This window comes from Streptomyces sp. NBC_00250, from assembly GCF_036192275.1.
Taxonomy (GTDB): Bacteria; Actinomycetota; Actinomycetes; order Streptomycetales; family Streptomycetaceae; genus Streptomyces.
Genome location: NZ_CP108088.1, coordinates 4,050,672 through 4,062,307, shown reverse-complemented (window position 1 = coordinate 4,062,307; position 11,636 = coordinate 4,050,672). Strand labels below are relative to the sequence as shown.

Sequence of the window (11,636 nt, the reverse complement as noted above, 5' to 3'; positions counted from 1 at the left end):
CGGGCGCGAGTGCCCGGCAGGGTACGGTCCCTCTCGCGGCGCGTTCGAGGCCTTCTCCGCGCCGCCTCAGGGAGGAACCGCATGCGCATATCTCTGCTGCGGCGCGTGGCCACGGTGGCCACGGCGCTGGGGCTCAGCTCGGCCGGGCTCCTGGGCGCGGGCGCCGCGCCCGCCCAGGCCGCGATCAGCGACTGCCCGTCGGGCTACTTCTGTGCCTGGAAGACCGACGACGGCACCGGCACGATGTACAAGACGAACACGAGCGTGGCGACGCTCGGCGGCTGGGACAACACGTTCCGGTCGGTCGTGAACCGCACGAACAAGTTCGCCTGCCTGTACGACGACGCCAACCACGGCCTCGAAGGCGACGTCGGCGTCATGGACCCGAACCCCTCGGGCACCGAGTGGGGCGGTCCCGGCAGCAACTCGGTCAGCTCGGTGAAGTTCGTCCCCACCGAGCGCGAGTGCGCCATGGACCCGTACCCGGTCTGGCACGCGGGTCAGGCCACCAAGGCAGCCGGTTTCGGCGACCTGAACGCCGACCGGACGTCGGACATCCTCGTCCGCGACAAGGCGGGCCGCCTCTGGTTCCTGCCCGGCAACGGGACGGGCAAGCTCGTCGGCGCGGGCGGCTGGAACGTCATGAACGCCCTCACACGCCACGGCGACTTCACCGGCGACGCCCGCGAGGACGTCATCGCCCGCGAGACGGCCAGCGGCAAGCTGTGGCTCTACCCGGGCACCGGCACCGGCAGCCTCGGCGCCCGCAAGCTCATCGGCAGCGGCGGCTGGAACGTCATGAACAGCATCACCGCCTTCGGCGACCTGTCCGGCGACGGCCGCTCGGACGTCCTCGCCGTCGAGAAGTCCACGGGCAAGCTGTGGCTCTACCCGGGCACGTCCACGGGCACCCTCGGCGCGCGCAAGCTGATCGGCGCGGGCGGCTGGAACGTCATGAACACCCTGGCGGCGCCGGGCGACATGAACGGCGACGGCAAGGCCGACCTGATCGCCCGCGAGGCGGCCACGGGCAAGCTCTGGCTCTACCCGGGCAAGACCGGAGCCCTCGGGACCCGCGTCCTGATCGGCGCCGGCGGCTGGAACGTCATGGCCTCCCTCCTCGCCGTCGGCGACTTCGAGGGCGACGGTCACAACGACCTGGCCGCGATCTCCGGCAGCAGCTACTCCTCCAACGTGTTCCGCGGCGAGGGCGCCCTGGTGCTCTACTCGGGCACCGGCACGGGCAAGCTCGAAGCGGGCTTCCCGGAGACCGACAGCTGGTGGAACCTGAACGGCGCGTTCTGATCAGTGAGTCCTGATCGGTGAGTCTTGATCAGTGAGTCCTGGCCGGTGAGCACCGGTGAGTACTGATCGGTGAGTTCGGTCGGCCGAAGGCCTCCACCCCGGGAAACCGAGGGGGAGGCCTTCGTCGTGCCACCAGGAATCGGGGCCCCCGCGATGGCATGGGAAACCGGCGAGGTACGGTCCCTCTCACGGCGCGTCGAGCAGCATGCCTCCGCGCCGCTGGGAGGGAACTCAATGCGCATTTCCATGCTGCGGCGCGTGGCCACGGTGGCCACGACGCTGGGGCTCACCTCGCTCGGCCTGCTGGGCGCGAGCGTGGCGCCGGCACAGGCCGCGATCAGCGACTGCCCGTCCGGCTACTTCTGTGCCTGGAAGTCCGACAACGGCACCGGCACCATGTACAAGACCAACGTGAACAGGGCGACGCTCGGGACCTGGGACAACACGTTCCGCTCGATCGTCAACCACACGAACAAGTACCTCTGCCTGTACGACGGCCCGAACTACGTCGACTCCCTGGGCGCGGACGTGCGTCCCCCCGACCCGGCAGGCACCGAGTGGAGCTTCGTCGGCGATTCGGTCAGCTCGGTGAAGCTCGTCCCCACCGAACGCGAGTGCTTCGGGACCGCGTATCCCCAGTGGAAGACCGCGACCGCCCCCAAGGCGGCCGGCTTCGGCGACATGAACGCCGACCGGAAGTCGGACGTCCTGGTCCGTGACGAGGCGGGCCGCCTGTGGTTCCTGCCGGGTGACGGTTCCGGCAAGCTGGTCGGCACCGCCGGCTGGACCGCCATGAACGCCCTCACCCGGCACGGCGACTTCTCCGGCGACGGCCGCGAGGACGTCATCGCCCGCGAGAGCGCCACCGGAAAGCTGTGGCTCTACCCCGGCACCGGCACCGGCGCCCTCGGCAGCCGCAAGCTGATCGGCTCCGGCGGCTGGAACGGGATGAGCAAGCTCACCGCGTACGGCGACCTGACCGGTGACGGCCGTTCCGACCTGCTCGCCGTCGAGCCGTCCACCGGCAAGCTCTGGGCCTACCCCGGCACCGCCACCGGCACCCTGGGCGCGCGCAAGCTGATCGGGGCCGGCGGCTGGAACGCGATGAACTCGCTCGTGGCGCCCGGCGACATGAACGGCGACGGCAAGGCCGACCTGATCGCCCGCGAGGCGGCCACCGGCAAGCTCTGGTTCTACCCGGGCACCGGCACCGGCTCCTTCGGCACGCGCGTGCTGATCGGCTCCGGCGGCTGGAACGTCATGGCCTCGATGCTCGCCGTCGGCGACTTCAACGCGGACGGTCTCAACGACCTGGCCGGCGTCACCACCAGCAACTACAACGGCGAGGGCTGCCGCGGTGTCGGCTGCCTGGTCCTCTACGCGGGCAAGGGCACCGGCGCGCTCCAGCCGGGGCTCCCGGAGAGCTGGGAAATCAACTGGGCCGACCTGCGCGGCACCTTCTGACCCGTACCTGGTGACGTGTACGTGAGGGCCTCCACCCCGACGGGTGGGGGCCCTCACGGCGTCCCACCCCCGTCCCAGCGGCCTGTTCGATCAGTCGCACGGAATCCTCCGGGGGCGGGGGGCCTGCGCGCGCAGCGTGCTGTATCGGGCGAAGGCGTCTCCCACGTCCGGCTGTTCGCTGGGAATGCAGGGGATTCCGGTAACACCGGTAATCCAGGGGCCTTCACTTCAAGTGGTCTAGAGGCCCACCGGAAATGCTTACTCATGCTGTCGCGCCGGTTCGTTGCGCAGCTCCGCCGGGACGGCCGCCGCCAGCGCCTTGACCGTCGGCGGCGTCCGGACTTGGGAAGCCCATGCGCGCCGCTTCGGCCCGGGCCCGGACAAGACCGTCGTGCCCTGGCGGGAGCGCCGGGACGAACTCCTCCAGGCCCGACTCGCGTAACGGAGAGAGGCCCTGTCGACCCATCGGCCGCGGGGGACTCGTCCGGTGGCTCGTCCCCGCCGGGGGGAGGCTGACGCGCGCGGCCGGGGATCGGTCGCTCAGTCCAGGCAGAATTCGTTGCCCTCGGGGTCGGACATCGCGATCATCGACTCGTCCACGTCGTTGGCCTCGAACCGGTACAGCTCCTTCGCTCCCAGCGCCTCCAGCCTGAGGGCCTCCTCGGCCAGCGCGGCCATCCGCTCGTCCCCGGTCAGTCCGGGCGCGGCGCGCACGTCGAGGTGCACGCGGTTCTTCACCGTCTTGCCCTCCGGGACCTTCTGGAAGTACAGGCGAGGTCCCTTGCCCTCCGGATCCGTGATGGCGGCCCGGAGGTTCTGGAGCTCGGGAGGTACGCCCTGCGCCGTCAGCGCGGACGGCCAGTCGGCGAACCCCTCGGGCGGCGGCTGGGTGCGATAGCCCAGCGCCGCGGCCCAGAACTCCGCCTGGGCGCGCGGATCGGCGCAGTCGTACGTCACTTGGATTTCCCGGGCCATGCTGCTGCCTCCGACCGCTCGTCACTGCACACGATCTTGCCCTGGTCGCCTCCCGGGGCAAACCGCTGTTCCCGCACCGGCCTCTGTCACGGGCTCCGGCCAGGGGACCCCGGCGATGGGGTTCCGTTCCGCATGGTGGAGGATGCGGGGCGGGAGGGGATTTGAATGCGTTCAGAAATGCAAGGGCGGGCGGGCGAGCAGGCGCAGGTGCCTGTGCGCGACAGGATCGGCGAGGTGCTGGCCGCTTCGCTGTCGGTGCAGTTCGTCGAGTCCGTGATCGGGGTGATCGCGCTCTTCGTCTGGCAGGCGACCCAGGAGGGCCCGAGTGCGCCCATCAACCCGATGGGCGTCTTCCTCCTGATCTTTCTGGCGCCGTTCGGGGCCGCCTTCGCGGCCCTGCTGACGTACGCCCTGGTGATCCCGTTGCTGACCGGGGCCGCTCGACTCGGCCGCAGGTTCTCGGGGCGTGAGGCGGGGTGGTGGGTCCCGGCACTGGCTGCCGCCGGAACGGCCCCGGCCGCCCTGGCCGTGACGGTGCTCGCGGAGGCGGGTCCGGTGGCGGGCCTCTGCGGCTGGGTCACGGCGGCGGTGGCGCTCGCCGTCCCCGCGCTCGCCGCCCGCCGGGTGCTGCTTCCGCACCGCCCGCGGCTCTCCGTCCGCGCGGTGTTCGGATGGGTGGCGCTGTACGGGACGCTCGCCGCCGTCACTGCCTTCACGCTGGCCGGCATCGCCCTGTACGCGGGGATCGGATACGAGCCCCCACAGCTGAACAAGGAGCGGATGGCCGGGACGTGGTCCGACGGGAGGGGCGGAACGCTCACCCTCGCGGCGGACGGCAGGGTCACGGCGACCCGCATCGAGACGTCCGACTTCGACGATTCGTTCGAAACCGTGCTGAAGAAGTGCAGCGGTGACGGAACCTGGGAGTACGACCCGGGGAGCGGGCCGTGGTCCCAGTCCGTGACCGTGTCCGTCGCGGACTGCCTGATGGACGAGTGGCGGGTGACCGGAAGTGACGAGCGACCGAAGCTGTTCGTCACCGTCGGCGACCCCGACGACGGGAACTTCTACATTCTGCGGCGTCGCGACTGAAGAGGGTGGCGAAGGTTCATCCGGTTGGCGCGGTCGAGTCGATCCTCAGGGCCCGTGGACGAGATCCGCACCACCGCAGGCCTCGATCAGCCAGGTCAGCGAACCGCTGCCGAACGGCCAGCCGGTGGTGACCACCTGCACCCAGCCGCCGGACTCATCGGTTCCGGCGTGCCACCACCACCAGCTGCGATCGTCACCCCTCCCTTCCTCGGTCGGGTCGAAGCAGTCCAGCCAGCCCGAAAGCGTCCACGGCCCCTGGCTGAGGGCTGCTTTCTGTTCCGGCGTCATCGCCTGCCATCGCCGCATCCATGCCTCGGCATCGACGGGCTCACCGTGCTCCGGCTCCGGGTGTTCGGGCGCGCACCGCTGGACGAACCACGTCGGCAGCAGCTGCGGCCAGCGGTCGAAGGCAGGCCAGTCGCCCACCTGCTCCACCACGCCCGTCAACACCGCACGCGCACGGGAGACGACCTGAGCCGGATCCTCGGCGGTGAACCGGACGCGCACGAGGAACGGAAGCGACTGGTCGTCCTCGGCTCCCGGCCCGGACCGAAGGCGCCGCAACTCGTCCATCGTGGAATCCATGATGAGGAAGTGTGCACCAGCGCGGTCCGGGCCGCACGGCCGTTAATTCCCTGACGGCACCCGGCTCCTGCTGTTACGGTCACCCGCATGTGTTCCGTCATCCACAACTGGCAGTCCCTGCGCGGCCGGTCGACGCGCTGACCGCGATGCCGGCCGCCGTCGGCACGGGGTCCCACGCCCAGGTCCACCGCTCACACTTCACCTCAGGATGACGAGGAACTTCACCATGCGCGCAGACTCGCGCCCCGTTTTCGTATGTGTTCACGGCGGCTCCAGCAACGCCCGGGCCTGGGGCCCGCTGCAGAACGAGCTGGCCCTGCTCGGATACCGCTCCCACGCCGTCGACCTGCCCGGTCACGGCGACTTCGCCGACACCCCTGCCGCCTACTACCGGCAGCCCCAGGACGTCACGGCCCTTGCCGCCGCGCCCTCCGCGCTGCGCGGGGTCACGCTGAAGGACAATGTGCGCCACGTGGTGGACACCCTGCGGCGGCTCGCCGCGTCGGGGCCGATCGTCCTGGTCGGCAACAGCCTCGGCGGCCTGACGATCAGCGCCGTCGCCAACACCGCACCGGAGCTGATCGACCGGGTGGTCTACCTCTCCGCGCTCTGCCTCAGCGATCCGGCCATGCTCACCGAGCCCTGGGACGTCGTCGACGACAACCTCCTGGACGCCGCGGTGGCCCGGATCGCCGTGCCGGGCGTACGCGATCCGGGCGTCGTCCGGCTGAACTGGCGGGCCGCCCACACCGATCCGGACGTGTTCGCGGCGCTGAAGGCCGCCGTCATGGCCGACTCGACCGACCACCAGTTCCGGCTGCTGATCGACTCCCTGGACCCGGACGAGACCTACTCGGCGATGGAACCGGGGGCGCTGGTCCGGGCCGACACGTGGGGGCGGGTGCCGCACACGTACGTCCGGCTCACCGCCGACCGGAGCCTTCCCCTGGCGGTCCAGGACCACATGATCCGCACGGCGGACGCGCTGACCCCGCACCACCCCTTCGACGTGCACACCCTCACGGCTTCGCACGTCGGCTACTTCAGCCGTCCACGGATCTTCGCGGAACTCCTGACGAACCTCGTCTGAGACGTCCCTCTCCTCACGGCCGGTGGTTCGGCGCGAGCTGTTCGCCGGGAGGCACAAGGCCCCTGCCCGTCACCGTCAGACCGGCGGTCAGGGCCGCGAGGAGCGTGCAGAGGACCGCCCACCAGGGAGGTGCGTCGATACCGCCGACCAGCGCCGCGCCGAGGCCGCCACCCACCGCCTGAGCGGTGAGGAGGGCGGCCGAGGCGCCGCCCGCGTACCGGTCGGGCCCGGCGGCGGTCACGGGGGCGATGACGGCGGCGGTCTCGGGGGCGGTCACGGTGGCGAAGATCGGCATGAAGGCCAGGCCGGCACCCAGGCCCGCGAGGATCATGGAGGGCTGCAGCAGAGCGTTCCCGCCGCCGTTCTCGATGCCGAAGATGCCCAGGGCCACCCCGAACGGGGTGATCACCAGGCCCGAGGCGATGAGGACTCGCGGGGCCACGGAGCGGTTCAGCAGACGGGGGGCGATCAGGGAGGCACTGAGGGCGATCGCGACGACCATGGGCAGCATGGCCAGCCCGGTCTCGGCCACGGAATGGCCGAAGGACCACATCAGGATGCGGGTCAGGGCCGGGACCAGGGCGAGGACGCCGACGGCGGCGAGCAGCATGGTGAGGAAGCCGCCGAGCCTGTTTCGCTCCTTGAGGGCGTACGACGGAAGGAGCGGGCTCGACGCGACGCTCTGCCGCCACAGGAAGGCCGCACACAGGAGGAGGCCCACCACGAGCGGGCCGATGACCAGGGGGTTGTTCCAGTTCGGCGACACGTTGGCGAAGCCGTAGCCGAGGGCGCCGACCCCGAGGGTGCCGAGCAGGATGCCCGGCACGTCGAACCGCGTGCCGGTGCGGTCCGGGCGGTCGAGCGGCAGGACGCGTGAGGCGGCCAGGGAGATCAGGGCGAGGATCACGACGATGCCCAGGGCCGGGCCCCAGCCCATCGCCCCGGTCGTGACCATCGGGAGCGCCGGCCCGCCGAGGCTGACCGAGGCGTAGACCCCGAAGGCCTTCCGCCGTCCCTTCTGTTCGGGGAAGGCGGTGGACACCAGGGCCAGCGCCGCCGCCGTCACCAGCGCCCCGAAGCCGCCCTGCAGGACACGGGCCGTGATCAGCACGGTGAGGTCTGCGCCGGCGCTCGCGATGCCGAGCACCGAGGCCACCGCGAGTCCCGAAAGACCGATGACCAACGTCCGTCTGCCGCCGACGCGGTCGGCGAGGTGCCCGCCGAGGAACAGCAGTGCGGCGAAGGTGACCCCGAAGGCGTACGACTCCGGGCTGTCGTGTTCGTAGTAGTCCTGATGCCCGGCCGTCGCCCCGAACAGCGCCGCCAGCTGTGCCAGCACGATCACCGCCAGGGTTCCCCGGCGGCGGGGCGACGGAGCGGGTACGCCGTGGGCCGGAGCGGTCGGGGCCGAGGCGGAGAAGGGAGGCGGGGTGGAGGCGGGAGCGGAGACGGGCGCCGGGGTGGACGGCGTGGTCGGGGTGTAGGCGGGGAGGGCCGGGGAAGCCGGGGCGTACGCAGGGGAGGCCGGAGTGCCGGAAGCCGACTCCGTCACGGGAGAGGCCGGGGACGCTTCGGCACGAGCGGCGGGGACATAGTCCAGCAACTGGGCCGCATGGCGCCCCAGTTGGACCAGCACCTCCCCCGGAAGCCAGACCCCGCCGTCGTCCCCGCCCGTCTGTGCGGCGATCTGCGGAGGAGTGGGCCGCTTGGCCGGGTCCTTCTCCAGACAGGTCCGTACGAGACCGAGGAGGGAATCCGGTACGTTCGTGAGGTCGGGCTCCTCCTCGGCGACCCGGAAGAGGTGCGCGTTCAGGCCGGTGTCGGTGGCGCCGAAGAGGAGACGCCCGGTGGAGGCGTACACGAGGACGGCACCGAGGCAGAACACATCGCTGGCGGGGGTGAGTTCGAGGCCCCGGACCTGCTCCGGCGACATGAAGCCGGGCGAGCCGATCAGCATGCCGGTGCGGGTGTGCAGGCTGTCTCCGGCCAGGCTGTCCATCGCCCGCGCGATGCCGAAGTCGATGACGCGGGGCCCGTCCACCGTCACCAGGACGTTGGACGGCTTGAGGTCGCGGTGGATCAGGCCCGCGTCGTGCACGACCTGCAGCGCGAGCGCGAGCCGGTTGGCGAGGACGCGCACCGAGTGCTCGGGCAGCGGGCCGAAGTCGCGGGCGACGACACTGGTCAGGTCGGGCCCGGCGATGTACTGCGTGGCCACCCACGGCACCGCGACCTCGGTGTCCGTGTCCGCGTCGAGGACATCCGCCGTCCAGTTCCCGCCCACCCGCCGGGCCGCCGCGACCTCGCGGGCGAAGCGCCTGCGGAACTCGGGCTGGGCGGCGAACTCGGCCTGTACGACCTTGACCGCGACCGTACGGCCCATGTCGGAGCGGCCGAGGTAGACGAGCCCCATGCCGCCCGCCCCCAGACGGGCGATGAGGCGGTACGGGCCCACGTACGTCGGGTCTTCAGGGGTCAGCGCGTCCACGTCGGAAATCTATCCGAGGCGTTCGGCGCAGGCGGGGGAACGGATGATCTCGCCGTCGGAGCGGGCGGGAGGTCCCGCACGGTGGTCAACGCCAAGTCCTCGGCCGGACGGCTCGGTTCGGCTGCACGGTAGGGGCGCGCGACGGCGCTCCTCCATCGCCTTCTCGGGCGGCTCGCGCTTCCGCGGCCGGCCATCCGGAGATCATGATGCGGGCATGAAGATTCCCGACCGACGCATCGAACTGTTCACCGGCGCCGGCAGCGAGGGCCGGTTCAGCGGCCCCGCGACCGGTGACGAGCGGGCCATGCTCGTCGCGATGCTGGACGCCCAGCGGGCCACCCTGAAGCTGAAGTGCTCAGGGCTGGAGGCGGAGTTGGCCCTGCGTTCCGTGCCCCCGTCCTCACTCTCCCTGCTCGGCCTCGTCCGGCACCTCGCCGACGTGGAACGCCGCTGGTTCCGGTCCGTCCTCGCCGGGCAGGACATCGAGCTGCGCTTCTCCTCGCCGGAAACCCCCGAGGGCGACTTCGACGGCAGCGGCCCCGAACCCGATACCGTCGAGGAGTCCTGGACGGCCTGGCACGACGAAGTCGCCTTCGCGGAAGCCTTCGTGACCGGGGCCGCGCACCTGGACGTCGAGGGGCGGGACGCGTGGCGCGGCACGGTCTCCCTGCGCTGGGTGCTCATTCACATGATCGAGGAGTACGCCCGTCACAACGGACACGCCGACCTGATCCGGGAACGGATCGACGGAGCCGTCGGAGTCTGATCCCGGCGGCGGCCGGACAGCCGCAACTCACCGCTCCTGTCCGGCGGATCATGTGAAACCGTAGGCTGCGGTGATGGACCGAGCCACCGACATGACCGAGACCCTCGCCCAGCCTGCAACGGCGGCAGATCCCGCCCAGGCGAACGACTACGACAGCTTCGCCGAGGCGTACACGGCGGAGAACGACAACAACCTCCTGAACGCGTACTACGAGCGGCCCGCGGTGCTGGCCCTCGCCGGAGACGTGGCCGGCCGTCGGATCCTGGACGCCGGCTGCGGCTCGGGTCCCCTGTCCGCGGCACTGCGCGACCGAGGCGCCGACGTCACCGGCATCGACTCCAGCGCCGGGATGCTGGAGCTGGCCAGGCGGCGGCTCGGTGCCGACACGGCCCTGCACGTGGTCGACCTGGCAGACCCCCTGCCGTTCGACGACGACGCGTTCGACGACGTGGTCGCGTCGCTGGTGCTGCACTACCTGGAGGACTGGGGGCCGACGCTGACCGAGCTGCGCCGCGTCCTCAGGCCCGGCGGCCGCCTGATCGTGTCCGTGCAGCACCCCTTCGTGGACTACGCGATCCAGGACCCCCGACCCGACTACTTCGCGACCACCAGCTACACCAGCGACTTCAACTTCAACGGGAAGACCGTCCCACTGACCTTCTGGCGCAGGCCGCTGCACGCCATGACCGACGCCTTCGCGGCCGCGGGCTTCCGCCTGACCGTCATCAGCGAGCCGCAGCCCGACCCGGCCGCCCGCGAGCTGTTCCCCGACGAGTTCCAGGCCCTCTCGACCAAGATCGGCTTCCTCTTCTTCGTCGCCGAGGCACCACCGTCGGACAAGGCCCGGGCCTAAGGGGGGATGCCTGCGGTTCCGCAGGCCGGAGAACATCGACTTCGGCCTGGTGCGGGATCTGCTCAAGGCCACCGAGGCCCGGCCCGGCGCGATCTGCTGACACCGCCGGGCGCCGGGGCGCCTCCCGGGACCAGTCGGCACCGTTCCGCCTGCCGCAGGCGGAACGGTGCCGAACGCTGCTTCAGCGGGGCCGCCAGGAGTAGCGGACGTCCGGCTCGCGTTCCTCGTTGCGCTGTCCGTCCGTCCGCTCCACCGCGACGAAGCCGTGCCGCTCGTAGAACCGCTGCGCCGGGTCGTCGTCAAGAACCCGGACCCGGCCACTCTCGCCGTGCTCCGGACGGTCGCCCGCGCGCTGGGCGGCGGGGCCCGCGTCCAGGGCGACGACGGCGAGGCGTACGACTGAGGCGCGGGCCCGGCGACCGCTCCGGACGTTCGCCGCCTCGCCGACTGCCGCTCCGGAGGTTCGCGGCCTCGCCGCCTCCGCGGCCCGTTATCCGGCGTCTCGGACTCGGGAAGGTCCGCGGTAGGGGAGTGTCCGGCTGTAGACGACGCTGGTGGTCGTGCTGCCGAAGCCGGCCAGCTCGTCCATGAGGGTCTCCAGGTGTTCCATGGAGGTCGCGGCCACCTTCAGGGTGTAGCAGTCGTCGCCGGTGGTCCGCAGGCACTCCAGGATCTCCCGGCGCTCGGCGAGCAGCCGCCGCAGCGGCTGGTGATGGTTGCCCGGGTACTTCAGCCGGACCACGGCGAGTACGGGATAGCCGACCTTGGTCAGGTCCACCACGGCGTGATAGCCGGTGATGACGCCCAGCGCCTCCAGGTTCCGCACCCGCTCCGTGGTGGCCGAGGAGCTGAGTTTCACCCGCCTCCCCAACTCGCTCAGGGAGATACGGGCCTCCTGCTGCAGCTGCTCGATGATCGCCCAGTCGACTTCGTCAAGATTCGCGGTCATATCGCGATGCTACCGGCAGAAGCACGGGAGAAGTCCTGTATCACCGGGAGTTTCCAGTTCCGTATCCCG

General features: G+C 71.2%; 11 protein-coding genes and 2 pseudogenes. 8 read left to right on the top strand and 5 right to left on the bottom strand.

The features are described 5' to 3' along the window. Positions 1-81 precede the first annotated feature (81 nt). On the top strand, positions 82-1,305 hold the full coding sequence (locus tag OG259_RS18200; RefSeq protein WP_328943221.1) for an FG-GAP-like repeat-containing protein: 1,224 nt from the start codon (positions 82-84) through the stop codon (positions 1,303-1,305). Positions 1,306-1,539: 234 nt separating this feature from the next. Next, positions 1,540-2,769, top strand: a complete 1,230-nt coding sequence (locus tag OG259_RS18195) for an FG-GAP-like repeat-containing protein (RefSeq protein WP_328943220.1) — start codon at positions 1,540-1,542, stop codon at positions 2,767-2,769. 540 nt (positions 2,770-3,309) lie between these two features. Here the strand turns inward: OG259_RS18195 and OG259_RS18190 are convergent. Continuing rightward, on the bottom strand, positions 3,310-3,744 hold the full coding sequence (locus OG259_RS18190; RefSeq protein ID WP_328943219.1) for a VOC family protein: 435 nt from the start codon (positions 3,742-3,744) through the stop codon (positions 3,310-3,312). Positions 3,745-3,909: 165 nt separating this feature from the next. Between OG259_RS18190 and OG259_RS18185 the strand changes: the two genes are divergently transcribed. Continuing rightward, entirely contained in the window at positions 3,910-4,836 is a 927-nt protein-coding gene (locus OG259_RS18185) for a hypothetical protein (RefSeq protein ID WP_328943218.1), read from the top strand. A gap of 45 nt (positions 4,837-4,881) precedes the next feature. On the opposite strand, the gene OG259_RS18180 is transcribed toward OG259_RS18185, so the two are convergent. Then, a complete protein-coding gene (locus OG259_RS18180; RefSeq protein WP_328943217.1) occupies positions 4,882-5,421 on the bottom strand; it encodes a hypothetical protein in 540 nt (179 codons plus the stop codon). 226 nt (positions 5,422-5,647) lie between these two features. On the opposite strand from OG259_RS18180, the gene OG259_RS18175 reads away from it, so the two are divergent. After that, the gene (locus OG259_RS18175; protein ID WP_328943216.1) at positions 5,648-6,511 is read left to right on the top strand and encodes an alpha/beta hydrolase; all 864 of its coding nucleotides are present in this window, start codon (positions 5,648-5,650) and stop codon (positions 6,509-6,511) included. 13 nt (positions 6,512-6,524) lie between these two features. Here OG259_RS18175 and OG259_RS18170 read toward each other — a convergent pair whose 3' ends face one another. After that, positions 6,525-8,999, bottom strand: a complete 2,475-nt coding sequence (locus tag OG259_RS18170) for a bifunctional serine/threonine protein kinase/MFS transporter (RefSeq protein WP_328943215.1) — start codon at positions 8,997-8,999, stop codon at positions 6,525-6,527. Between the two features lie 214 nt (positions 9,000-9,213). Between OG259_RS18170 and OG259_RS18165 the strand changes: the two genes are divergently transcribed. The 3 genes and pseudogenes from OG259_RS18165 to OG259_RS18155 all read left to right on the top strand — a co-directional run. Beyond that, positions 9,214-9,765: a DinB family protein gene (locus OG259_RS18165; protein ID WP_328943214.1), complete on the top strand. Its 552-nt coding sequence runs from the start codon at positions 9,214-9,216 to the stop codon at positions 9,763-9,765. A gap of 73 nt (positions 9,766-9,838) precedes the next feature. Continuing rightward, a complete protein-coding gene (locus tag OG259_RS18160) occupies positions 9,839-10,618 on the top strand; it encodes a class I SAM-dependent DNA methyltransferase (protein ID WP_328943213.1) in 780 nt (259 codons plus the stop codon). A 4-nt stretch (positions 10,619-10,622) separates the two neighbouring features. Continuing rightward, positions 10,623-10,718, top strand: a pseudogene (locus tag OG259_RS18155) (DUF1801 domain-containing protein); the annotation flags it as partial. A gap of 81 nt (positions 10,719-10,799) precedes the next feature. Here OG259_RS18155 and OG259_RS18150 read toward each other — a convergent pair. After that, positions 10,800-10,910 (bottom strand): annotated as a pseudogene (locus tag OG259_RS18150) (GNAT family N-acetyltransferase); the annotation flags it as partial. Between OG259_RS18150 and OG259_RS18145 the strand changes: the two are divergent. Beyond that, positions 10,884-11,021, top strand: a complete 138-nt coding sequence (locus tag OG259_RS18145; protein WP_328943212.1) for a hypothetical protein — start codon at positions 10,884-10,886, stop codon at positions 11,019-11,021. The pseudogene OG259_RS18150 and the gene OG259_RS18145 sit on opposite strands and share 27 nt — an antisense overlap. 87 nt (positions 11,022-11,108) lie before the next feature. Here OG259_RS18145 and OG259_RS18140 read toward each other — a convergent pair whose 3' ends face one another. After that, the gene (locus tag OG259_RS18140) at positions 11,109-11,567 is read right to left on the bottom strand and encodes an Lrp/AsnC family transcriptional regulator (protein ID WP_328943211.1); all 459 of its coding nucleotides are present in this window, start codon (positions 11,565-11,567) and stop codon (positions 11,109-11,111) included. Positions 11,568-11,636: the final 69 nt, after the last annotated feature.